Source organism: Pseudomonas sp. W15Feb34, from assembly GCF_023127765.1.
Taxonomy (GTDB): domain Bacteria; phylum Pseudomonadota; class Gammaproteobacteria; order Pseudomonadales; family Pseudomonadaceae; genus Aquipseudomonas; species Aquipseudomonas synxantha_A.
Genome location: NZ_SPKN01000037.1, coordinates 102,795 through 125,224, shown reverse-complemented (window position 1 = coordinate 125,224; position 22,430 = coordinate 102,795). Strand labels below are relative to the sequence as shown.

Below are 22,430 nucleotides of genomic sequence, written 5' to 3'. Positions count from 1 at the left end.
ACGGTGTGAGGATCGAGCATTCGGACTAGGGTTTTACTACCGACTGACTCACACCTGCGAGCGACCTATGGACCAACGGATATTGTCCTCTGTCATTCCTTACCCTAAGGTAAGGAATATCACGATGGAGATCTTCACTATGGCTACCGCCACACTCACTTCAAAAGGGCAAATCACCATCCCTGTCCAGGTCAGGACAGCCCTGGGCCTGGAAACAGGCGACCGGGTGGAATTCGTCGAGATGGAAGACGGCAAGTTTTCCATGATCGCCGCCAGCAAAACCGTCAAGGACCTCAAGGGGTTGATCCGCAAACCCGCTCACACCGTGTCTATCGAAGACATGAACCGAGCCATCGCGGCCCAGGGAGCAACCGCTGGATGATTGGCCTGGATACCAACGTGCTGGTGCGTTATGTGACCCAGGACGACCCGGTTCAATCAGCTAAAGCATCCCAACTGATCGAATCGCTCACTGCCGCCTCACCCGGTTTTGTCAGCCTGGTGACGCTTACGGAGCTGGTGTGGGTGTTGCAGTCCTGCTACCAGTCGACCAAAAGCGACGTGGTGACGGTGCTGGAAACCTTGCTGCACACACGGGAACTGACCGTCGAGCACGCCGATATCATCTGGCAGGCCCTGCGCAAGTTCACCGCAAGCAAAGCGGACTTTGCCGACTGCCTGATCGAACGCTGTGGCCACGCGGCCGGTTGCGAGTACACCGCAACGTTTGATCTGAACGCGGCCAAGGCAGCGGGGATGAAACGGATCGGCTAGGCCGGCTTTTTTGTAGGAGCGAGCAAGCTCGCTCCAATGGGAGAAAGCGTTGGGTCAGCGAACCCAGCCGCCGATCTGCCAGTGGTAGCCATCATTACGCTGCACCCAGTGCGGGTGTACATAACGATAACCCTGACGCACCGGTTCCCAATGGCCGTGCACTGCTACATAACGCCCGCCTTCCCAACGCCAGTAACCGCGTGACCAGATATAACCTTCGCGCACCGCCGGCTCGACTTCGATCACCTGCACCGGCGGCGGTTGCGGCGCCACCACATCAACGTACTCGTGTTGTACCGGCCTGCGCTCATGCACAACACGCTCTTGCACACACCCGGAAGCGGCGACCACCATGGCGGCCAATGCTGCATAACGTAGCAACATACAAAACCCTCGGGCGCGAACGCCCAACACCTGCATCAGAAAGAAATCCTTCCTTTGTTGCAGCCGGGCCCTGCTTGGGCCTGGGTTATTTTTAACAGGAGATGTCTGTCGGGTTGCTGAACCTGTAGACCTTTAACGTGCCTCCCGGCGACCGCCATGGTGATGAATCTTCATACCGGACCAAAACGTCCCAGCACAGTCTCGACAAAGCGCCGCAACTTGGCGGTGCGCTGGCGGTTTGCGGTATAGACCAAATGCATCGACCGGCTCGGAGCCTCAAATTCCGGTAGCACCCGCACCAACTCGCCACTCGCCAACGCCGTTCGCAGAAAGTCTTGCGGGCCGAGCACAATGCCAAAGCCATCCAAAGCCGCCGACATCAAGGCCCGGCTTTCATTGATGAGCAAACGACTGGCCACCTGTACCTTGTAGGAAACCGTGCCCTGGAAGAACACCCACTCTCGATCCGCCGGACGCGATGAAAAGGCGTACCCCAGGCACTCATGATGTTCAAGATCTACCGGCTTCTGCGGCGTACCTCGCGCCATCAGGTAAGCCGGCGCAGCGCAGGCCACCAACCGATAAGGTGCAAGGGGCCTCGCCGTCAGGCCGCTCGTGCCCAGCGGACCAATGCGAAACGCGGCGTCGTAGCCCTCCTCCACCAAGTCAACGAAACGATCCGTCAGGTGCAAATCGACTTCTACCTGTGGGTTGTCACGTAAAAACCCGGTAATCAACGGCATCAGGCTGTAGGAGCCAAAGGTCACCGGGGCAGTGACCTTCAGCTTGCCGCGCGGCGTGTCGTTCATGATCTGTGCCAGGGAGTCGGCGGCCTCGGCCTCCGTCAGGATATGCTTGCAGCGTTCGTAATACTCCCCTCCCAGTTCAGTCAGGCTTTGTCGACGCGTAGTGCGGTTGAGCAATCGCGCACCCAAACGTTGTTCCAACGCGGTGACATGCTTGGCCACCATCTGCGGCGACATGCCCAAGCGTTCGGCGGCCCTCGCATAGGAGCCCAATTCAGCGGCTATCACGAAGGCGTTCATGCTTGATAGGCGGTCCATCATTCCCAACTCCCAGTAACAACACCTACACCGAAATGCTGATTTATCACGTTATGGTTGCCAATCATCATAGCCACTTCCTACTTCCACTGGAGCAAGCACATGAAGATTGGCGTGATTGGAGCAGGTTTTATCGGGCGTGCCGTGGCGCAACTGGCGCTTGCCGCCGGGCATAAGGTGATGTTGAGCAATTCCCGCGGCCCACACACCATGAGCAGCGTGGTGAGCGGCATACTCGGCGTGCAAGTGGGCAGCGCGGATGATGCCGCCAGGTTTGGCGATGTGGTACTCGTGGCGATTCCGCTGGAGCACTACCGCAGCGTCCCTGCCCAATGGCTGGAGGGCAAGACGGTGATGGACGCCAACAATTACTACCCCGACCGCGATGGGCATATCCCGCAACTGGACCGGTTTGAAACCACCACCAGCCGATTGCTGGCCGACCATTTGCCGCAATCACACGTGGTAAAAGTATTTAATGCGATCTTCGCCCCAGACCTGACGCAGGATGCCCGCCCGCGCGGCGCTCCTGACCGCCGCGCATTGCCAGTGGCAGCAGATGACGCTGCGGCAAAGGCGCAAGTGATTAGGTTACTCGACGAACTGGGGTTCGATGCCGTGGATGCCGGAGGGCTGGATGAAAGCTGGCGATTCGAGCGGGCTAAACCGGCGTATTGCGTGCCCCTGAACCAAGCGGGTTTGAAGGCTGCGCTGGCAGCGGCCGAGCGTACGGCTGAGCTTCCCCCGGTGGAGCGACACCCACCGCGCGCCTGATCATTCACGCACAAAAAAGCCCGCTGACCGTCACCGGTTCAGCGGGCTTTTTCGTGGGTATTGCTTACAGCGCCAGGTCAGACGCCGGCTTGCTTGGCTCAGCCGCAGGCTTGGCAGCCTCGGTAGCCTGTGGAGCAGCCAGTTGCGGGATCGCAGGTGGCGGGGTCAGTTGCAGGATACCGGCGGTGTAGGCCCATTCCTTGGCAACCGCTTCAGGGCTGTCGTTCAGCTTGGTGCCGTAGCTTGGCACGATCTGGTGCAGTTTTTCCTGCCAGGCCGGGCTTGCTACCTTGTCCTTGAAGACTTTTTGCAGCACGGTCAGCATGATCGGAGCTGCGGTGGACGCGCCTGGCGATGCACCCAGCAGGCCGGCAATGGTGTTGTCGGCAGAGCTGACCACTTCGGTACCCAGCTTCAGCACGCCACCTTGCTCTTCGTCACGCTTGATGATCTGCACACGCTGACCGGCTTGCCATAGGCGCCAGTCCGATTGCTTGGCGTTCGGGAAGTACTCTTGCAGCGCCTTGAAGCGGTCGTCATCGGACAGCATCAGTTGGCCAGCGAGGTACTCGACCAGTGGGTATTCACGAATACCGACTTTCGTCATTGGCCAAATGTTGTGGGTGGTGGTGCTGGTCAGCAGGTCCAGGTACGAGCCTTCTTTGAGGAACTTGGTCGAGAAGGTCGCGAATGGGCCAAACAGAATCACGCGCTTGCCATCCAGCACACGGGTGTCCAGGTGCGGAACCGACATCGGTGGCGAACCTACCGAAGCCTTACCGTAGGCCTTGGCCAGGTGCTGCTCGGCGATGGTCGGGTTCTCGGTCACCAGGAACGAACCACCGACTGGGAAGCCTGCGTATTCCTTGCCTTCAGGAATACCCGACTTCTGCAGCAGGTGCAGGGCACCGCCGCCGGCGCCGATGAACACGAACTTGGCGTCGGTTTCAGTCTTGGTGCCGTCTTTGAGGTTTTTGTAGCTCACACGCCACGAACCGTCGGCGTTCTTGGTGATGTCCTGCACTTCGCTCGACAGCTTCAGGTCGAACTTCGGCGTAGTTTGCAGGTGAGCGACGAACTGGCGGGTGATCTCGCCAAAGTTCACGTCGGTACCGATCGGGCTCCAGGTGGCGGCGATCTTCTGCTTCGGATCACGCCCTTCCATCATCAGCGGAACCCACTTGGCGATCTGCGCCGGGTCTTCGGAGTACTGCATGCCAGCGAACAGCGGGCTGGCCTTCAGGGCTTCGTAGCGCTTTTTCAGGAACTTGATGTTGTCATCGCCCCACACAAAGCTCATGTGCGGAGTGGAGTTGATGAACGAACGCGGGTTCTTCAACACGCCCTGCTGAACCTGCCAGGACCAGAACTGACGGGAAATCTGGAACGCTTCGTTGATCTCGACCGCTTTCGGGATCTCAACGTTGCCGTTCTTGTCTTCCGGGGTGTAGTTCAGCTCAGCCAGGGCCGAGTGACCGGTACCGGCGTTGTTCCAGCCATTGGAGCTTTCTTCGGCCACGCCATCGAGGCGCTCGACCATCTCCATCGACCAGTCCGGCTCCAGCTCATTGAGCCAGACACCCAGGGTTGCACTCATGATGCCGCCGCCGATCAGCAGCACATCGACTTTCTTTGCCTCTTCCGCGTGAACGGACGTGATCCCCATCGACAAAGCCAGCCCCAGCAGGGCAGTGTTTACTTTTTTAAACATCAGTAGCACCTATGATAAAACGCCATCCGCCCTACCGCCCCCGATCATGAGTAACCCTCGTTCACGCTACGTCAGGCAACGTACCGCGGGGTCTGCACATTCACATGAAGGCTGCAGGGTGGGCACACAAGGCCGATGGATCGACCTCACTGTTATGTCCCTTCTGCGCTGACTTCTTATCGTTATTGGCTTCAGCTACCTGGGCGACAGCCAACCGCTGGGACGTATACGGGTGTACGCACCAGGGAAAGACTAGACCAAGACGGCGCGCAGAATATCACGCTAAACAGCGTTTATGCGCCGTTTGGCCAATTGACAGGCCTAAATCGCGGGTTTTAATGCGCCGGTGTCAAGCCTGACAGCCGCGACCTGCGGTCACAGGCCTGGAACTCTCACGCAAATGGCGGTTCTAGACACCTTCGCCGTTGCCTGCGTAGCATCGGCAGCTGTCCTTCGTGCACACCTTCCACACAGAGTTACCCATGACTACCCAGCAAACACCCGGGCACGTACTGCCCGCGCGCAGCGCCGCGAAAATGGAAGCGGCCATGGCCGTAGGCGCCTTCGCGATCGGCACCGGCGAATTCGCCATCATGGGCCTGATGCCCGACATCGCCCAGAACCTGGGCCTGAGCGAACCGCAAGTCGGCCACGCCATCAGCGCCTACGCCCTGGGCGTGATGGTCGGCGCCCCACTGCTGGCCATCCTCGGCGCCAAGCTGCTGCGCAAACACATGCTGCTGTTACTGATGGGCCTGTACGCCCTGGGCAACTTCGCCACCGCCTTCACCCCCACCTTCGGCTCGCTGGTGGCCTTCCGCTTTATCAGCGGCCTGCCCCACGGCGCCTACTTCGGCATCGCCGCCGTGGTCGCCTCCAGCATGGTGCCCACCGACAAACGCGCCGGCGCCGTAGCCCGCGTGATGATGGGCCTGACCCTGGCCATGCTGCTCGGCAACCCCATCGCCACCTTCCTCGGCCAACACCTGGGCTGGCGCTCGGCGTTCGCACTGGTCAGCGTGATCGCCCTGCTCACCATCGCCCTGGTCTGGCAATTCGTGCCCCACCGCCACGACGAACAACGCAGCGACCCACGCAAAGAACTGCGCGCCTTCACCAAACCCCAGGTGTGGATGGCCCTGTCCATCGGCGCGATTGGCTTTGCCGGGATGTTCTGCGTATTCAGCTACCTGGCGCCAACCATGCTGGAAGTGACCAAAGTCTCGCCGCAGTGGATTCCGTTTGGCCTCGCCGCATTTGGCATCGGCGGCATCATCGGCAACATTGCCGGTGGCAAACTGTTTGATCGCATGCAGTTTCGAGCCGTAGGCTTGATATTGGTGTGGTCGATGGCCGTGCTGCTGTTCTTCCCCTTCGCCGCCTCGTCGCTATGGGGCGTGCTGCTGAGCATGGGGTTGGTTGGCACTATGGTTGCGCTGGCAGCACCGTTGCAGATTCGCCTGATGGACATTGCCCACGAAGCGCCAAGCCTGGCGGCAGCGTCCAACCATGCCGCGTTCAACCTGGCTAATGCGCTCGGCCCGTGGTTTGGCGGCATGGCCATTACTGCCGGTCTAGGCTGGACCAGCACCGGCTACATCGGCGCCGCAACAGCCCTGGTCGGCCTGGGCCTCTACCTGATCGCTCGGCGTCTGAAAGGCGGCCACTAACGCCACAAGTTTTGCGCCGATCATAGATCCAATGTGGGAGGGCGCTTGCCCCCGATAGCAATGGGCCAGTCAACACACCACTGACTGACCCCCTCCTTCAATCATCATGCAACAACCCCGAACCATACTCCCCATAACTACTCCCCAGCCCACTGCCGCCAAAATTCATCTTGGCGGCTTTGCTGGGGCTGTGGTCCCCAAACGACTGGCATCCGCCTGAAAAGCACGGGTCACTGCTCACGGCTGGTGAAGATGAACAAGCACTCAACATCAACGTGCCGGTGATCATCACGACTTTGACGAGATTCGAGATCATGATTTTTCAACTCCCTGTGGGCTGGAGGCGCTGGGGTCCTCTCTTGCAGGCAATCGTAGGCCTCAAAGGCGCAGGGAATTATGAAACTTTGCTGGGGGACAGCATGAGTTCAGGTTGCCGCCTTGAGGTAAGGCGGCAGGGTTGGCTGTCAGGCTTTGACTGGGGCGGTTACAGGCGCAACTTGCTCCTGGGCTCGGTCAACGAGCAGCGAGCTCAACTCGATTAACTGCTGAATGCCTAGGGCGATGGCGCGCTGGGAATCGTCGAGGTCGAACGCCAAAGTGGCGGCCATTTCGTTGGCGGATGCTAGGTTTTCGGCGGCGTTGGCCAGGAGGGTTTCAGGGTCGATGGTTGGGTTTACGAGGAATAGGCTGTTACTTGGACATTCGATGGACGATTTACTTTGATCAAGTGAAGGACTGCGAGTGTTGTGGTGCATGGGCGAAGCTCCAATATTCGGGAGTTAAAAACGCCTTAGCAATACGGACTTCCACCTCCGGCCACTGGGTATTCAGCGGCTCGACGAGATTAGCTATGGATGGTCCAAGGAGCAAGCCGAAAAAGCGTAGGATATTTCCTGTAAATCCTGACCTATCCCCATAGATCACTCTGTCGCTTCATACGTTGCACCTTTCATCCTGTAGAAGCCCCTCCTGTGTACCGGTATTGAGTGCGCACATTTTGAAGTCGCTCAAGTGCCCGTTTTCTTGACGCCTCGAAAAACACAAAGTATTTTTCAGCTCCCCTCCTTTTCGGCTACCTCTGCCGTGCACCGCCCAGGCGTTAACTCGCGAAGCGGTCATACAGATACCGACACTTACACGGCCGCTATTTACCGGCGAGCCTATATTTCGATATCGAGTGTATAAGGTTGATTTCATGATCATTCGCCAGGCAAGTGCTGCCGACTATCCGCAACTGCTCGACATTTGGCTGCGATCCGTTCGCGCCACTCACCACTTTCTTCAAGAGTCCGACATAGAAGCGCTGCTTCCGCAGCTCCGCGACATCTATCTACCCGTTGTTGACGTATGGGTTGCGGTAGACGTCAAAGACCACCCGCTTGGCTTTATTGGACTCAATCAAAGCCACGTAGAAATGCTCTTTATTGATCCTGATCTTCGCGGCCAAGGTATGGGCCGTGCACTACTAGATCACGTCCGCAGTTCGCGCTCTACAATGAGCGTTGACGTAAACGAGCAAAACCCCCAGGCGGTAGGCTTCTATCTCCATTACGGGTTCGTTCAAACAGGCCGCTCTCCTTTGGATGGTGAAGGCAGGCCGTTTCCGTTACTGCACATGAACTTATCCCGCTAAGAGCACGATAAAGAATCGGCCCTACACATTCGTGTAGGGCCGATTCACAAGTAGTGAAACCAGGCCCCCAGGACTGAAAAGAGGCCGTGCGTTCGGGGAAAAGGGGGGAAAAGGGGACAGATTTATTTAATATTTGGGGCTCGCGCCACCCAATCAACACCCAGCCCCCTCGGACCCATTCCTGATAAACTGCCCACCCTTCGCATTCTCCATCCAAGACTCCAATGCCTTCAGCCATAGCTCCACCGCAAGCCCTCTCCCGCCGCTTCTCCGTCGCCCCCATGATGGACTGGACCGACCGCCACTGCCGGTTCTTCCTACGCCTGCTCTCCAAACACGCCCTGCTCTACACCGAGATGGTCACCACCGGCGCTATCCTCCACGGCGATCACGAGCGCTTCCTGCGCCACAACGAAGCCGAGCACCCGCTGGCGCTGCAATTGGGCGGCAGTGTTCCGGCTGATCTGGCCGCCTGCGCCCGTATGGCCGAAGCCGCCGGTTACGACGAAGTGAACCTGAACGTCGGCTGCCCCAGCGACCGCGTGCAGAACAACATGATCGGCGCGATCCTCATGGCGCACCCTGCCCTGGTAGCGGATTGTGTGAAGGCGATGCGCGATGCGGTATCGATCCCGGTGACGGTGAAGCACCGTATCGGCATCAATGGCCGGGACAGTTATGCCGAGCTGTGTGATTTCGTCGGGACGGTAAAGGATGCAGGTTGCACCAGTTTTACCGTGCATGCGCGGATTGCGATTCTGGAGGGGTTGTCGCCCAAGGAGAACCGGGACATTCCGCCGTTGCGTTATGACGTGGCGGCGCAGTTGAAGCGGGATTTTCCGGAGTTGGAGATTAATCTCAATGGCGGCATCAAGACGTTGGAGCAGTGCCAGGAGCATTTGCAGACGTTTGATGGGGTGATGTTGGGGCGGGAGGCTTATCACAATCCGTATTTGCTGGCCGAGGTGGATCAACAGCTGTTTGGCAGCACTGCGCCTGTCATCACCCGCGCCGAGGCGCTGGCACAGTTGCGCCCGTATATAGCCGAGCACTTGGCAACAGGTGGCTCGATGCATCACATCACGCGCCACGTTCTGGGGCTGGGAACCGGTTTCCCGGGGGCGCGTAAGTTTCGCCAATTGTTGTCGGTGGATATTCATAAGGCGGTGGATCCGTTGGCGTTGCTGGATCAGGCGGGGGAATTGTTGGAGGGGCGGTGACGGGTTGGGTGTCAGTGGGGGTATTTGGGGCTGACAGACCGCTTTCGCGAGCAAGCCCGCTCCCACAGTTTTGAGCGATGTGTGTCAGGTGAATGTCAGTGGCTGGACTGGCGTTATCGCAGGCAAGCCAGCTCCCACAGTTTGACTGATGGGGGTCAGGTGAATGTCAGTGGCTGGGCTGGCGTCATGCAGGCAAGCCGGCTCTCACAGTTTGATTGGGGTGGTCATCGGGCAGTTGGGTTGAACCTGCCAGCGATTTTGCCCTCCTATTGTGCACCACTGCCGGTAATTCAAACGGCCGTTTCCAGGTTATTGCCCTCGCAAACGACCTAACGCATTTGCGCCCTTGAGCGCCTGCCAGCGCTCGGGTAATGTCACTAGACCCACAGGACAGAGCACGCCCATGACTTCCAAGCTGGAACAACTCAAGCAATTCACCACCGTCGTAGCCGATACCGGCGATTTTTCCACCCTCGCCAAGCTCAAGCCGCAAGACGCGACCACCAACCCTTCCCTGCTGCTCAAGGCTGCGTCGATTCCTGGCTATGCCAAGCTGCTGGATGAGTGTGTGCAGGATTGCAACGGCGATGTGGGCCTGGCCAGTGACCGCTTTGCGGTGGCGGTAGGTCAAGAGATTCTAAAAGTAGTGCCGGGCCGTATTTCCACTGAGGTGGATGCGCGCCTGTCGTTCGACGAGGCCGCGATTCTCAAGCGTGCGCACCGTCTGATCGACCTGTACGACAAAGCCGGGGTTAGTCGCGATCGCGTGCTGATCAAGATCGCCTCCACCTGGGAAGGCATCCGCGCCGCGGAGAAGCTGGAAAAAGAAGGCATCCAGACCAACCTGACGCTGTTGTTCTCCTTCGCCCAGGCCGTTGCCTGTGCTGAAGCAGGTGTGTTCCTGATTTCGCCGTTCGTGGGCCGTATCTACGACTGGTACAAGAAAGCCAACGGTAACGACTACACCGGTTCCGATGACCCGGGCGTGCAGTCGGTGACGCGCATCTACAACTACTACAAGGCCAATGGCTACAAGACTGTGGTGATGGGTGCGAGCTTCCGTAACCTGAGCCAGATTGAAGAGCTGGCCGGGTGTGACCGCCTGACCATCAGCCCGGACCTGCTGGAGAAGCTGGCGGCGGATGAGGGCAAGCTGGAGCGCAAGTTGGCGCCAGGCCATGCCGGTGAGGCGCGGGTGCATATGACTGAAGCGCAGTTCCGCTGGGAGTCCAACGAGGATGCGATGGCGACTGAGAAGCTGGCAGAGGGTATTCGCCAGTTTGCTCGGGATCAGGAGAAGCTGGAGGCGTTGTTGTCGGCCAAGCTGTAAGGGCAGATAGCAGCAAAACGGGCGGCACCTGTGAGGGTGCCGCCCTTTTTTGTGTGCGCCAGCCTCAAGCCAGTCGCAGATCAACTGTGGGAGGGGGCTTGCTCCCGATTGCGGACTGTCAGTTGGATATGTGCCGACTGATACACCGCTATCGGTAGCAAGCCCCCTCCCACATGGGTATGTGTTTCGACAGGGAAGCCGTCAGTGGCGCTCTAGGGCGTTGACCAGGTCGTGGAAGGCTTCGCGGTTGGACTCGTTGAGGCCCATGAGGATCTTGTGCGCTTCCAGCACCTTGACCCGTACGATCTCTTCGGACTGGTCTTGCGACGGCAGGTCGGTGAGGCATTCCGGGCAGGGAATTGGGCGGTCAACGATGTTGAACACCTGGTCGAAGCCCATCGACTGCAATAGACGGGTGATGTCTTCGTGGGTGGTGACCACAGTCGGCAACAGGCCGACCTTCTGCCGCGACAGAATCGACAGCTTGGCCAACAGCCCCAGGGTGGTGCTGTCGATGCTGCGGGTTTCGGTCAGGTCGATCACGATCGCCGAGAAGTTCAGCGCTGTGAAGATCCGCTCAATCGTCGCATCCAGGGCCGAACACAAGGTCAGGCGCACTTCACCGACAAACTTCAGGACGAAGGTCCCGTCTTGCTCGGCGAATTGGATTCTTCCGGTACTCATCAAAGATTCCTGCTCAACACCAATAGGGCGATATCATCCGGCATCTCCCCTAGCGTGGCCAATCCAAAAACCTGCCGCAGGCCATCCAGGCTGCCGCCCGCCGACTTGACCTTTTGGGGCAAGGCGGCTTCTTTCTCTTTGAGTGTAGGCTCTGGAAGAAGGTCCAGGATGCCATCGGACATCAGCGTCAGGCTGAAGGTCGGCGGCAGTTCCAGGATGTGGTCTTCGTAGGTGGCTTCGTTGAACAAGCCCACCGGCAGGCCACGCCCTTCCAGATAGCGCACACTGTCAGGAGTGTACAAAACAGGCATCGGCAGGTGACCGCCAATGCTGTAGGTCAAAAGACCGGTTTCTTCGTCGATCACGCCGCCGACCATCGTCACGTGCTTGCCCAGCTTGCAGCTGATCAGGCCCCGGTTGATGTGGCCCAGCACCTCGGAAGGGGTGAACTCCGGCAAGGTGCCATTGCGCTTGGACTCGAACAACAGCCGTGTGGTCATGAACTTCAACAACACGGTCACAAAGGCAGAAGAGGCGCCATGGCCGGAAACGTCGGCCAGGTAGAACGCCACGCGTCGCTCATCGACGCGGAAGTAGTCGACAAAATCACCCGACAGGTACAACGACGGGATGATCTGGTGGGCAAACTTGAACTCGTCGATGCTCCAGGGGCTCACCGGCAGCATGTTCATCTGCACCTGGCGACCGGCGTTCTGGTCTTCCTGGAGCAGATTCAGGCTGGCTTCGAGCTCGCGGTTGGCGGTCTCGAGCTTTTCGCGGTAGCGCTGGTTTTCCAGGAGCAGGCGGGCACGGTCCAGGGCGCGGCGCACCGAGTGCTCCAGCACGGCCAGGTCTTCCAGGGGCTTGATCAGGTAATCGGCAGCGCCCAGGCGCAGGGCTTCGACAGCGTCGTTCATGACACCGGCACCGGACACGACAATCACCGGCGTTTGCGGGGCAAGCTCGGTCACCTGGCGAATCAGCTCCAGGCCGCCCATCTGGGGCATGCGCAGGTCGCAGATCACAAGGTCGGGCTTGTCGCGCTCGAATACCTGGAGACCCTGTTGGCCATTACTGGCCTGCAGGACGCTGAAGCCACTGTCTTCCAAGTAGGCCGCGAGGCTCGCGCGCACTACTTCGTCGTCATCGATTATCAGCAGCGTGGCACTGGTTTTTTGCATGTGGGCAAACGGCGCCAGAATTAGGTTGGCGTAGGCGGCTCGGCAATGGCCGGGCTCACGTACTGGATTCGCTTTCTAGCCTCTCTGTCCTACAAAGCATTGGGATTTCGCCCATGCACAACGGTAAAGCAGAGGTGCCCTTCTAAGGCGCAGACGGTACTCCCATCCGTGAGGGGTTTCAAGCTCATGGCGATGGTCGCCGGGCGTCTTTACCCTGCAAATCACCGGGAGTTATAAGAACCGCTTGGACCACAACACAAAGTAAGGTTGGAGCACGCATAAAAAAAGGCGACCATCAAGAGGTCGCCTTATTTCATTTCAAGATGTCACGGCTTAAAAGTCGTCGACAACCTTGCCATCCTTGACCTTGAACTCACGGTTCTGCAGGTAGGCGTTACGGATAAAGGTGTACTTGTCGCCGCTGATCAGCTTCTCGCTGTCGAGCAGGCTGGCGCGCACGTCAACGACGTTGAGGCCGAAGGTGCTGTTACGCCAGCCGATGTCGTTCATGTAGCGGTACGGCTGGGTGTAGCTGTCGACGTACTTGGACGGCGCATCACGCAAGGTGCTTGGGCCCAGCAATGGGATCATCACGTAGGGGCCGCTGCCGACGCCCCAGTAGCCGAGGGTCTGGCCGAAGTCTTCGTCGCTGCGCTGCAGCCCCATTTTGGTGCCGACATCGATAAAGCCCAGCACGCCAAAGGTGGTGTTGACCAACAGGCGAGCGGTGTCGACGCCTGCATTGTGCGGCTTGAGTTGCAGCACGTTGTTGGCCAGGTTGCCGACATCGCCGATGTTACGGAAGAAGTTGTGAACGCCGTCCTGCACAAACTGCGGGGTGACGAACTGATAGCCCTGGGCGATCGGCTTGAGGGCGTAGGTATCAACGGTGTCGTTGAAGGTGAAGATCGGGCGGTTGACGCTTTCCCATGGATCATCTTCCGACGCGGCTTGAGCGGCGAACGGTGCCAACAGGATGGTGGCACACACCGATAGCTGAGCGAAGTAGTGGCTCCAGCGCATAGCTTTTGCTCCTTGAATGGTCTGTCATGGGCGCTATGCCCTGAATAAGGCCGTCAGTATATGACGGAAGTGTGTGTTTAGGCAGCTACCAGGGTCCTGTCTCACGAAAAATGCACAAAATTCCTACAAACACTGTCAGTGTCATGGCCTTGTCATGCCACCCCGATAGTGTTGCTGCTATTTCAGGGACGTTCAGATGCCACACGCCGAGATTGCCATCGCCACAGCCTCCTCGTTGACCGCCGTGCTATTTGGCCTGAGTGGCTGCCTGGTGGATTTCGGTTCCCTGGCGCGTACCGACTCGCCCTGCCCCGGCTGCGTGGCTACACCCGGCGCCTTGAAAAGCCTGCGTAGCCTGAAAGAACAAGGCGTGCCCTGCGCCTGGCTGGATGAACTGCCCCCATCGGTGACCGCGCCCCTTTCCGCCAGCCTGCCGAGCTGGATCAAGGCCGCCTCGCCCTCCTCCATCCGCTGGCCCGCGCCCCACGCCTGCTGGCAAGCCTTGATGGAGTTGAACATTGAGCGCCTGGAAGGCTGCGTGCTGGTCAGCGGCGAGCCGCGCCTGCTGCAATCGGGCTTGAATGCCGGGTTGTGGACTATCGGCCTGGCGTCCTGTGGCTCGCTCTGCGGCCTGTCACCCGAGCAATGGCAGGCACTGACCGCGCAGCAACGCGAATACAAGCGCGGCAAGGCGACGGTAGCGCTCTATGGTCTGGGCGTGCACTCGGTGATCGACCACCTGGGCGAGTTGGGCAGTTGCCTGGCGGACATCAGCCTGCGCCGGCTCAAAGGCGAGAAGCCCTGATCAAGATCATGCACGGTTGGCCGCAGTGGATTAATCTACAGGCCAGCCCGTAGACCTTTCACGGCGTGCCGTGGTCTATGCCAGTGACTATCGATAAAAGGAAAGACGTCATGCCTGATCGCAAAAAGCTGGAAGAACAGGTCGAGATTCTGCGTGGGCAGTTGGAACAGGAGCCGCCGCTGTCGGAAGAAAAACGTGAAGCGCTGGAAGCCCTGATTGCCAAGTTTGAATTACAACTCGAACTTGAACCGGCGACTCAGACACCCAGTATTTCCGACGATGTGAATCAAGCGGCCATAGAGTTCGACGCTGAACACCCGGTCATTTCCGGGACATTGCGCAATATCATGATCACCCTGGGCAATATCGGCATCTAACCCGAACACAGGCCCAGCAAAAAACCAAAATGTGGGAGGGGGCTTGCTCCCGATAGCAGAAGTTCAGACACAGATGCTGTGACTGACACGCCGCTATCGGGAGCAAGCCCCCTCCCACATTTAGTTTTGTGTGCAGGCCTACTGGCGCGCCAGGCGCACGTTCAGGAATTGGGTGTTCTCAGTGCTGCGGTACGGGTTGATATCCAACCCTCCTCGACGCACATAGCGCGCATACACCGTCAACTTCTCCGGCTTGAGCAAGCGCTGCAGGTCGAGAAAGATGCGTTCCACGCACTGCTCATGAAAGTCCGAGTGCTGGCGAAAACTCACGATATATTCCAGCAGGCTGGCGTGATCCAGCGCCGCGCCACGGTACTCCACCACCACACTGCCCCAATCGGGCTGGCTGGTCACCGGGCAGTTGGATTTGAGCAGGTGGCTGTGCACACTCTCCTCAACAACACGCGAGTCATCACAGCGCAGCAGCTCCGGGCGCGGGTGCTCGTAGCTGCTGACATTGATATCCAGGCCGTCAATACACGCACCCGGCAACGCCATCACACCTTCGGCCTCGATGTCGGCCAGGCTGCGGATGCGCACGGTCACCGGCTTGCCGGCAGCGGCGCTGAGGTCAGTGCGCAAGGTAGCTTCAAGGCTTTGCGTATCGGCAAACGCAGTCTGGTTCAGCGAGTTGAGGTACAACTTGAACGACTTGGACTCGATGATGTTCGGCGAGTCCGCCGGAATGCTGAACTCACCGATGGCCACCACCGGCTTGCCCGATGGCAGCAACCAGGACAATTCAAAGCAGTTCCAGAAATCCACGCCCTTGTACGGCAGGGTGTCGGCGCTCAGGCCCAGTTCGGCCCACTTGGCGGCACGCGGAATCGGGAACAGCAACGAAGGCGTATAGGTAGAGATGTATTCACTGGACTTGCCCAGCGGCGAATGTTCGGCTGCGGGATGCATGGCGGAAACCTGGCTAAATAAACCGCGCCAGTCTACCAGCCTTTGCCCCCTGCCTTAACAAACGCCTCACTCAACGGTCAGCTTGCCGACCATGCCCGCCTGATAATGGCCGGGAAGGTTGCAAGCGAACTCCAGGCCAGTGGCCTTGGTGAAGGTCCACGTCAGTTCGGCCGTCTTGCCCGGCTCCACCAACACACTGTTGGGATCGTCATGCTTCATGCCGCCCATATCGCCGTGGCCCATGGCGCTGTGGTCCATCTTGCCCATACCGGTGGCGGTGAGCATGCCGCTGGCTTGCATCTGCAGCATCTCTTTCTGGTGAGCGGCATGCATCGCCGCGTCGCCCAGGTTGAATTCGTGGAGCAACCGGCCTTTGTTGACCAGTACAAACCGCACGGTTTCACCGGCTTTTACGTCCAGGCTCTTGGGCTCGAAGGCAATGTCCTGCAGGGTGACTTCCACGGTACGCGTGGCCTTGGCTGCCGGAGCCGGCTGGCCGAACGCGTAACCATGAGCCGCATCCGCCAGCGCATTGAAGCTAAGCGCCAATAAGCAGCCCGCCATTAACAGGGATGTACGCAACGCCATTTCTCACGCTCCAAAAATAGGTGACCAGCTTGGGCCGCACTTTAAGATAGCCTCGCTGCCAGCCAGCTGACTGCTAGATTACAACTTTGTCAGCTTGCGCCCATACCCTTGCGCCCACGGTATAAAGGCCCGCGCTTACCCCTTGCCAAGAGCCCAACATGAAACTGCTGATCGTCGAAGACCAACCCAAAACCGGCCACTATCTGCGTCAAGGCTTGGCCGAGGCGGGCTTTACCACCGAACTGGTGGCCGACGGCACGACCGGCCAGCACCTGGCGCTGAGCGGGGATTATGACTTGTTGATCCTCGATGTGATGCTTCCGGGCCGCGACGGCTGGCAGATCCTGCAGGCGGTGCGCAGTGCCGGCCTGGACATGCCGGTGCTGTTCCTCACCGCTCGCGATGCGGTGGAGGACCGCGTACATGGCCTGGAACTGGGCGCCGACGACTACCTGGTCAAGCCCTTCGCCTTTTCCGAACTGCTGGCCCGGGTGCGCACTTTGTTACGCCGTGGCAGCAGCACACCGCAGGAAACCACCCTGCAACTGGCCGACCTGCGCCTGGACCTGATCCGTCGCCGCGTCGAGCGCGACGGCCAGCGCATCGACCTCACCGCCAAGGAGTTTGCCCTGCTGGAAATGCTGCTGCGTCGCCAGGGCGAGGTGCTGCCCAAGACGCTGATCGCGTCCCAGGTGTGGGACATGAATTTCGACAGCGACACCAACATTATCGAAGTGGCGATCCGCCGCCTGCGCCTGAAAGTCGACGATAACTTCCCCAACAAACTGATCCACACCGTGCGCGGCATGGGTTACGTGCTGGAGGAGCGCTTCACGTGATCAAGCGCCTGTCCCTGACCAGCCGCCTGGCGCTGCTGTTTGCCGCCTGCACCGCGGTGGTCTCGTTGATCGCCGGCGTACTGTTCAATCGCGCCAGCGAAGCGCACTTCGTCGAGCTGGACCAGCAACTGCTCGACAGCAAGCTGGTGGCCCTGCGCAGTGCCTTGCAGGGTGTCGACTCACGTGAAGCCTTCGCCCTGCGCGGCCCGCAATTGCGCGCCGAGCTGGATCACCAGCCCGACTTCACCGTGCGCATCACGGCGGCCGGCCAGCGCTGGGTGGACGGTGCGCCGAACCTCAGCGTGCCCGCCGCCCCGGGCCTGCACAGCCTGCAAAACGCAGGCACCGACTACCGTGTGTACAACGCGCCGTTGACGCCCGGCCAACCCGGTTCGCCACAGCTGAGCCTGATACTCGACATCACCCACCACCAGCACTTCCTGGAGCATATGCAACGCTTGATCTGGCTGACCGTCGGCCTCTCCGCGCTGGCTACCGCCCTGCTCGGCGCCTGGGCTGCGCGCAGTGGGTTGCGACCGTTGCGGCGCATGGGCGAGGTGGCCGCCAGCGTATCAGCCCACTCGCTGACCCAACGCCTGCCCCAGGCGCAAATGCCGGTGGAGCTGGCGGAACTGGCCCAAGCTTTTAACGCCATGCTGGAGCGCCTGGACGACGCGTTCCAACGCCTCTCGGCGTTTTCCGCCGATATCGCCCACGAACTGCGTACCCCGCTATCGAACCTGCTGACCCAAACCCAGGTCATTCTCACCCAGCCACGCCCACTGGAGGATTACCGCGAGGCGCTGCACAGCAACCTGGAAGAGTTGCAGTGGATGGCGCAACTGGTCAACGACATGCTGTACCTGGCCAAGGCCGACCACGGCTTGCTGATGCCCAACCGTGAAGCCCTGAATCTGGGCGATGAGGTCGACGCACTGTTGGAGTTTTTTACCCTGCTGGCAGAGGATGCGCAGGTCACGCTGGTACGCGAAGGCAGCGCCCATACGCTGGGCGATCGCGGCATGTTGCGCCGGGCCCTGTCGAACTTGCTGGATAACGCGCTGCGGTTTACTCCACCAGGCGGTGAAGTGCGGGTGCGGATAGAGAGTGGCGTGACACTGACAGTTGAGAACACCGGGGAAGGTATTCCTGCGCAGCTGTTGCCGCGGTTGTTTGACCGGTTCTACCGAGCCGACCCGTCAAGACGGCCAGGCAGCAGTGAACATGCGGGGCTGGGGTTGGCGATTACCCAGTCGATTGTGCGGGCGCATGGGGGGAGGATTTATTGTGAGTCGCAGGCGGGCTGGACCAGGTTTGTGATTGAGTTGCCCAAGGGAGATTGATGCAAGCTGGGCCGGCCCTATCGGGGGCAAGCCCCCTCCCACATTTTGCCCTCATTGTTCCTGTATAAACGCGGTCCAGTGTGGGAGGGGGCTTGCCCCCGATAGCGGTCTAAGACCTTACGAATATCTCAAGGCATGGGCCGGCTCAATCTTCGCCGCCCGATACGCCGGGTAAATCGTCGCCAAAAAGCTCAACACAAACCCCGCCGAGCAAATCAGCAACACATCCCCACCTTGCAGCTCCGAAGGCAGGTTGCTGACAAAATACACATCCGAACTGAAGATATGCTGCCCGCTCACCCGCTCCAGCCAACCTACCAGTTCACTGACGTTCAGCGCCGCAATCACCCCCAGTACGCCGCCGATCAAGGTGCCGACCACGCCGATCACCGTGCCCTGCACCATGAAGATAGCCATGATCTGCCGAGGCGTGGCGCCGATGGTGCGCAGGATCGCGATGTCCGCGCCCTTGTCGTTCACCACCATGATCAACGTGGCGATGATGTTGAACGCAGCGACTGCGACGATCATCAGCAACAACAGACCGATCATGGTCTTTTCCATCTTCATCGCGCTGAACAGGCTGCCCTGGGTGTGGGTCCAGTCATCCGGCTTGTAAGCCGCGCCGAGGCTGGCAGCGATATCCGCCGAGACTTTGGGCGCTGCGTACAGGTCCTTCACCGCCAGGCGCACGCTTTGCACCTGGTTGGGCTGCCAATGCTGGATTTCTGCCGCGTCGGCCATGTGGATCAGGGCCATGGAGCCATCCAGCTCGGCGCCGACTTTGAAGATACCCACCACGTTCAACCGCTGCATACGCGGGGTGATGCCACCCGGCGCGCTGCTCAGTTCCGGCACGATCAGGGTCAGCTTGTCGCCCACGTTCAGGCGAAAGCGCCGCGCGGTGATATCACCGACCACCACGCCAAACTCGCCGGGTTTGAGGTCGTCCAGTTTGCCGCGCACGATGTGCTGGGTCACGATCGACACCTTGCCTTCCTGGGCCGGGTCGACGCCGCTGATCTCGATCGGCTGCATGGCGCCCTTGTAGGAGAACATGCCGTCCATCTGCGTGAAGGGTACGGCGGCGGTGACTTGGGGATTCTTCATCGCCGCGGCCGCCACCGGTTGCCAGTCATCAATCGGCTTTACGCCGACGATGGTGGCGTGGGGCACCATGCCGAGGATGCGCGAGCTCATTTCGCGCTGGAAGCCGTTCATCACAGACAGCACCACGATCATGGCCAATACGCCCAGGGCGAGGCCGATCATCGAGGTCATCGAGATAAACGAGACAAAACGGTTACGGCGCTTGGCGCGGGTATAGCGCGTGCCGATGAAAATGGATAACGGTCTGAACATTCGCGTACACCGCCTGAAAAAATGAAAAAGCCCGACGCCAGGCGCCAGGCTTGAAACAGGTCAGATGGCGACCAGGTGACCTTCCTGCAGGTGCAACACGCGGTCCATCTGCCGGGCCATGCTCATGTCATGGGTCACCACCAGGAACGCGGTGCGCATCTGGGTGCTCAGTTCCAGCATCAAGTCCTTGATGCCCTGGGCGGTGTGGGAGTCGAGGTTGCCGGTGGGCTCGTCGAGCATCACCAGGCCCGGGTTGTTCACCAGGGCGCGGGCAATCGCCACACGCTGGCGCTCACCGCCGGAGAGTTCGGCCGGCTTGTGCTCCAGGCGATGGCCGAGGCCGACGCGTTCCAGCAAGGCGGTGGCACGTTGGCGCGCCTCCGGGATCGCGGTCTTGCCGATCAACAGCGGCATGCACACGTTTTCCAGGGCGGTGAATTCCGGCAGCAGGTGGTGAAACTGGTACACAAAGCCCAGCGAGCGGTTACGCAGTTGGCCTCGGGCCTTTTCATTCAACGCCGACAGTTCTTCGCCGGCCAGCCATACGCTGCCCTGGGACGGCGTATCGAGGCCGCCCAACAGGTTCAGCAAGGTGCTTTTGCCGGAGCCGGAACTGCCGACGATCGCCACGCGTTCGCCCGGATGCAGTTCCAGTTGCAGGTTCGACAGCACGACCACCGATTCCGGGCCTTCCTCGTAGGATTTGCCCAGGTTGCGGCAGCTCAGGATTGCTTTTTCACTCATGCCCGATTCACTCATAACGTAATGCCTGTGCTGGCTGGGTACGTGCCGCGCGCCAGGCTGGATACAGGGTGGCAAGGAAGCTCAGGACCAACGCGGCGCCGCCCACCATCAGCACGTCCTGGGTTTGCACCTGGGACGGCAAGTAGTCGATGAAGTAGACGTCAGCGTTGAGAAACTTGTGGCCGATCACTTTTTCAAGCAAGGCGATGGCGGCGCTGACGTTCAGCGCGGCCAGAATGCCCACCGCGGTACCGATCAGGGTGCCGACCACGCCAATCACGGTGCCCTGCACCATGAAGATCGCCATGATCTGCCCCGGCGTGGCGCCCAGGGTACGCAGGATGGCGATATCGCCCTTCTTGTCGTTCACTACCATCACCAGCGTGGAAATGATGTTGAACGCAGCCACGGCGACGATCAGCAGCAACAGCAGGCCGATCATGGCTTTCTCCATGCGGATGGCCTGGTAGAGGTTGCCGTGGGTACGGGTCCAGTCGCGGGCGTAATACTCGGATTCACCCAAGTGCTGGGCAATTTCCCAGGCGCCGCGCGGGGCGTCGAACAGGTCGTTGAACTTCAGCCGCAGGCCCTGCACCTGGTCGGGCTGCCAGCGATGCAGGCGGGCCAGGTCGGTGAGGTTGGTCAGGCCGATGTAACCGTCGATCTCGCCGGCGCCGACGTGGAAGGTGCCCACCACGGTAAAGCGCTTCATGCGCGGGAACATGCCGGCCGGGGTCACGGTGACTTCCGGCGCAACGAAGGTCAGCTTGTCGCCAACCCCCACGCCCAGCTTGGCTGCGGCCTTGTCACCAATAACGATGCCGAAGCTGCCGGGCGCCAGCTCGTCGAGCTTACCTTGCAGCATGAACTTGTCGATGATCGAGACGTTGCGCTCCTGGGCCGGGTCGATGCCATTGAGCAGGATCTTCTGCACCTTGCCGTCGTTGGTCAGCAACCCCTGCATCTGGGTAAACGGCGCGACCGCCACCACCTTGGGGTTCTGCTTGACCTTGGCGGCCAGGCTTTGCCAGTCGTTGATGGGCGCATCGCCCTCAATGGTCGCGTGGGGCACCATGCCCAGCACGCGGGTACGCATCTCATGATCGAAGCCGTTCATCACCGACAGCACCACGATCATCACAACCACGCCCAGGGCGAGACCGATCATCGAGGTCAAGGAAATGAACGACACAAAATGATTGCGACGCTTTGCACGGGTATAACGCGTGCCGATAAAAACGAAGAGAGGTCTGAACATGTCGGGGCTTGTTCGGAGGAAAAGAAGACGTCCCGGTGGCGGGGTCTGGTAAGCAGCTTTACACTCAGACCATTACCGTTACCTGGGGTTCGCCATGTCGACATTAGATGAAGAAGAGCGCCGCGAATACTACCGTATCGACGACATGATCGCACTTCAAATCAGCACATTGTCTGGCCCCGACGCGGCGAGCAAGGAAGTGTTGCTGGATGATTCGCCGCTGTTCAATCTGCTCAGCGAACTGCACCTGAGCGAATTCGAAGCCCAGCACCTGCTGCGTCAGATCAGCGAGAAAGATCGCAGCCTGGCGGCCTTCCTCAAAGTGCAAAACAAGCGCCTGGATCTGCTCAGCCAAGTCATGGCCCGCGGCCTGCTGGCTGAAGTGGGCGCGCCGCAACCGGTGATTCTTTCCGAAGGCGGCATCGACTTCCGGCACCCTACCCCGCTGGCCCCCGATACCCATCTGGCAGTCAAGCTGGTGCTGATGCCCCAAGCGCTCGGCCTGTTACTGCGCGCACGGGTAACCCATTGCGATCCCCAGGGCGAGGGCTTTGATGTGGGCACGGAATTCGAATCCATGACCGATGCCCAACGCCAACTGCTGGCGCGCTACATCCTGCAAAAGCAGGCGCAGGAACGCCGTCTGGCGCGAGAGCAAAGCGACGACCTCTGAATACCTATTCATTCCGCCAGCGAT

General features: G+C 59.9%; 25 protein-coding genes. 12 read left to right on the top strand and 13 right to left on the bottom strand.

Annotated elements, in window-relative coordinates:
- Nucleotides 1-124: 124 nt before the first annotated feature.
- Together E4O97_RS18165 and E4O97_RS18160 are read left to right on the top strand one after the other, a co-directional pair.
- On the top strand, nucleotides 125-382 hold the full coding sequence (locus E4O97_RS18165; protein WP_005786256.1) for an AbrB/MazE/SpoVT family DNA-binding domain-containing protein: 258 nt from the start codon (nucleotides 125-127) through the stop codon (nucleotides 380-382).
- Nucleotides 379-774, top strand: coding sequence for a type II toxin-antitoxin system VapC family toxin (locus E4O97_RS18160; RefSeq protein ID WP_228309541.1), 396 nt, complete (start codon nucleotides 379-381; stop codon nucleotides 772-774). Before E4O97_RS18165 ends, E4O97_RS18160 begins: the two co-directional genes overlap by 4 nt.
- 54 nt (nucleotides 775-828) lie before the next feature.
- On the opposite strand, the gene E4O97_RS18155 is transcribed toward E4O97_RS18160, so the two are convergent.
- Nucleotides 829-1,158: a YXWGXW repeat-containing protein gene (locus E4O97_RS18155; protein WP_005786252.1), complete on the bottom strand. Its 330-nt coding sequence runs from the start codon at nucleotides 1,156-1,158 to the stop codon at nucleotides 829-831.
- A gap of 170 nt (nucleotides 1,159-1,328) precedes the next feature.
- A complete protein-coding gene (locus E4O97_RS18150) occupies nucleotides 1,329-2,225 on the bottom strand; it encodes a LysR family transcriptional regulator (protein WP_248161879.1) in 897 nt (298 codons plus the stop codon).
- Nucleotides 2,226-2,324: 99 nt separating this feature from the next.
- Between E4O97_RS18150 and E4O97_RS18145 the strand changes: the two genes are divergently transcribed.
- On the top strand, nucleotides 2,325-2,996 hold the full coding sequence (locus tag E4O97_RS18145) for an NAD(P)-binding domain-containing protein (RefSeq protein WP_248161877.1): 672 nt from the start codon (nucleotides 2,325-2,327) through the stop codon (nucleotides 2,994-2,996).
- A 64-nt stretch (nucleotides 2,997-3,060) separates the two neighbouring features.
- Here the strand turns inward: E4O97_RS18145 and mqo are convergent, their stop codons facing one another.
- The gene (gene mqo / locus E4O97_RS18140) at nucleotides 3,061-4,707 is read right to left on the bottom strand and encodes a malate dehydrogenase (quinone) (protein WP_248161875.1); all 1,647 of its coding nucleotides are present in this window, start codon (nucleotides 4,705-4,707) and stop codon (nucleotides 3,061-3,063) included.
- Between the two features lie 482 nt (nucleotides 4,708-5,189).
- On the opposite strand from mqo, the gene E4O97_RS18135 reads away from it, so the two are divergent.
- On the top strand, nucleotides 5,190-6,377 hold the full coding sequence (locus tag E4O97_RS18135; RefSeq protein WP_248161874.1) for an MFS transporter: 1,188 nt from the start codon (nucleotides 5,190-5,192) through the stop codon (nucleotides 6,375-6,377).
- 97 nt (nucleotides 6,378-6,474) lie between these two features.
- On the opposite strand, the gene E4O97_RS18130 is transcribed toward E4O97_RS18135, so the two are convergent.
- The gene (locus E4O97_RS18130; protein ID WP_081214412.1) at nucleotides 6,475-6,693 is read right to left on the bottom strand and encodes a hypothetical protein; all 219 of its coding nucleotides are present in this window, start codon (nucleotides 6,691-6,693) and stop codon (nucleotides 6,475-6,477) included.
- A 148-nt stretch (nucleotides 6,694-6,841) separates the two neighbouring features.
- Nucleotides 6,842-7,132: a DUF6124 family protein gene (locus E4O97_RS18125; RefSeq protein ID WP_248161873.1), complete on the bottom strand. Its 291-nt coding sequence runs from the start codon at nucleotides 7,130-7,132 to the stop codon at nucleotides 6,842-6,844.
- A 440-nt stretch (nucleotides 7,133-7,572) separates the two neighbouring features.
- Here E4O97_RS18125 and E4O97_RS18120 point away from each other — a divergent pair, with 440 nt between their 5' ends.
- From E4O97_RS18120 to tal, 3 genes are all read left to right on the top strand, one after another.
- Nucleotides 7,573-8,010 (top strand): acetyltransferase, encoded by a 438-nt coding sequence (locus E4O97_RS18120; protein ID WP_216090916.1) that lies wholly within the window; start codon nucleotides 7,573-7,575, stop codon nucleotides 8,008-8,010.
- A 224-nt stretch (nucleotides 8,011-8,234) separates the two neighbouring features.
- Nucleotides 8,235-9,230: a tRNA dihydrouridine(20/20a) synthase DusA gene (gene dusA / locus E4O97_RS18115; protein ID WP_248130556.1), complete on the top strand. Its 996-nt coding sequence runs from the start codon at nucleotides 8,235-8,237 to the stop codon at nucleotides 9,228-9,230.
- A 403-nt stretch (nucleotides 9,231-9,633) separates the two neighbouring features.
- A complete protein-coding gene (gene tal, locus E4O97_RS18110) occupies nucleotides 9,634-10,560 on the top strand; it encodes a transaldolase (RefSeq protein ID WP_003189693.1) in 927 nt (308 codons plus the stop codon).
- A gap of 201 nt (nucleotides 10,561-10,761) precedes the next feature.
- Here tal and rssC read toward each other — a convergent pair whose 3' ends face one another.
- The 3 genes from rssC to E4O97_RS18095 form a co-directional block, all read right to left on the bottom strand.
- A complete protein-coding gene (gene rssC / locus E4O97_RS18105) occupies nucleotides 10,762-11,244 on the bottom strand; it encodes an anti-sigma factor antagonist RssC (protein WP_010212025.1) in 483 nt (160 codons plus the stop codon).
- Nucleotides 11,244-12,425: a two-component system response regulator RssB gene (rssB, locus tag E4O97_RS18100; RefSeq protein WP_005786210.1), complete on the bottom strand. Its 1,182-nt coding sequence runs from the start codon at nucleotides 12,423-12,425 to the stop codon at nucleotides 11,244-11,246. The genes rssC and rssB overlap by 1 nt, the downstream gene beginning before the upstream one ends.
- Nucleotides 12,426-12,758: 333 nt before the next feature.
- The gene (locus E4O97_RS18095; protein ID WP_005786208.1) at nucleotides 12,759-13,448 is read right to left on the bottom strand and encodes a VacJ family lipoprotein; all 690 of its coding nucleotides are present in this window, start codon (nucleotides 13,446-13,448) and stop codon (nucleotides 12,759-12,761) included.
- 196 nt (nucleotides 13,449-13,644) lie between these two features.
- Between E4O97_RS18095 and E4O97_RS18090 the strand changes: the two genes are divergently transcribed.
- Both E4O97_RS18090 and E4O97_RS18085 read left to right on the top strand, forming a co-directional pair.
- On the top strand, nucleotides 13,645-14,253 hold the full coding sequence (locus E4O97_RS18090) for an HAD family phosphatase (protein ID WP_248134165.1): 609 nt from the start codon (nucleotides 13,645-13,647) through the stop codon (nucleotides 14,251-14,253).
- Between the two features lie 110 nt (nucleotides 14,254-14,363).
- Nucleotides 14,364-14,630: a DUF4404 family protein gene (locus E4O97_RS18085; protein WP_005786202.1), complete on the top strand. Its 267-nt coding sequence runs from the start codon at nucleotides 14,364-14,366 to the stop codon at nucleotides 14,628-14,630.
- A gap of 138 nt (nucleotides 14,631-14,768) precedes the next feature.
- Here E4O97_RS18085 and queF read toward each other — a convergent pair whose 3' ends face one another.
- Together queF and E4O97_RS18075 are read right to left on the bottom strand one after the other, a co-directional pair.
- The gene (queF, locus tag E4O97_RS18080; RefSeq protein ID WP_032877206.1) at nucleotides 14,769-15,599 is read right to left on the bottom strand and encodes an NADPH-dependent 7-cyano-7-deazaguanine reductase QueF; all 831 of its coding nucleotides are present in this window, start codon (nucleotides 15,597-15,599) and stop codon (nucleotides 14,769-14,771) included.
- A 66-nt stretch (nucleotides 15,600-15,665) separates the two neighbouring features.
- Entirely contained in the window at nucleotides 15,666-16,187 is a 522-nt protein-coding gene (locus E4O97_RS18075) for a cupredoxin family protein (protein ID WP_032877207.1), read from the bottom strand.
- Nucleotides 16,188-16,345: 158 nt separating this feature from the next.
- Between E4O97_RS18075 and E4O97_RS18070 the strand changes: the two genes are divergently transcribed.
- Complete coding sequence (locus E4O97_RS18070; protein WP_005786195.1) at nucleotides 16,346-17,026, top strand: heavy metal response regulator transcription factor; 681 nt, start codon at nucleotides 16,346-16,348, stop codon at nucleotides 17,024-17,026.
- Entirely contained in the window at nucleotides 17,023-18,369 is a 1,347-nt protein-coding gene (locus tag E4O97_RS18065) for a heavy metal sensor histidine kinase (RefSeq protein ID WP_248161872.1), read from the top strand. The genes E4O97_RS18070 and E4O97_RS18065 overlap by 4 nt, the downstream gene beginning before the upstream one ends.
- Nucleotides 18,370-18,486: 117 nt before the next feature.
- Here E4O97_RS18065 and E4O97_RS18060 read toward each other — a convergent pair whose 3' ends face one another.
- The 3 genes from E4O97_RS18060 to E4O97_RS18050 are packed head-to-tail and all read right to left on the bottom strand — an operon-like array spanning nucleotide 18,487 to nucleotide 21,733.
- On the bottom strand, nucleotides 18,487-19,731 hold the full coding sequence (locus E4O97_RS18060) for a lipoprotein-releasing ABC transporter permease subunit (RefSeq protein ID WP_005786190.1): 1,245 nt from the start codon (nucleotides 19,729-19,731) through the stop codon (nucleotides 18,487-18,489).
- Between the two features lie 60 nt (nucleotides 19,732-19,791).
- Nucleotides 19,792-20,475, bottom strand: a complete 684-nt coding sequence (gene lolD, locus E4O97_RS18055) for a lipoprotein-releasing ABC transporter ATP-binding protein LolD (protein ID WP_019818240.1) — start codon at nucleotides 20,473-20,475, stop codon at nucleotides 19,792-19,794.
- 7 nt (nucleotides 20,476-20,482) lie between these two features.
- Nucleotides 20,483-21,733: a lipoprotein-releasing ABC transporter permease subunit gene (locus tag E4O97_RS18050; protein WP_248161871.1), complete on the bottom strand. Its 1,251-nt coding sequence runs from the start codon at nucleotides 21,731-21,733 to the stop codon at nucleotides 20,483-20,485.
- 94 nt (nucleotides 21,734-21,827) lie between these two features.
- On the opposite strand from E4O97_RS18050, the gene E4O97_RS18045 reads away from it, so the two are divergent.
- Entirely contained in the window at nucleotides 21,828-22,406 is a 579-nt protein-coding gene (locus tag E4O97_RS18045; RefSeq protein ID WP_078820629.1) for a PilZ domain-containing protein, read from the top strand.
- Nucleotides 22,407-22,430: the final 24 nt, after the last annotated feature.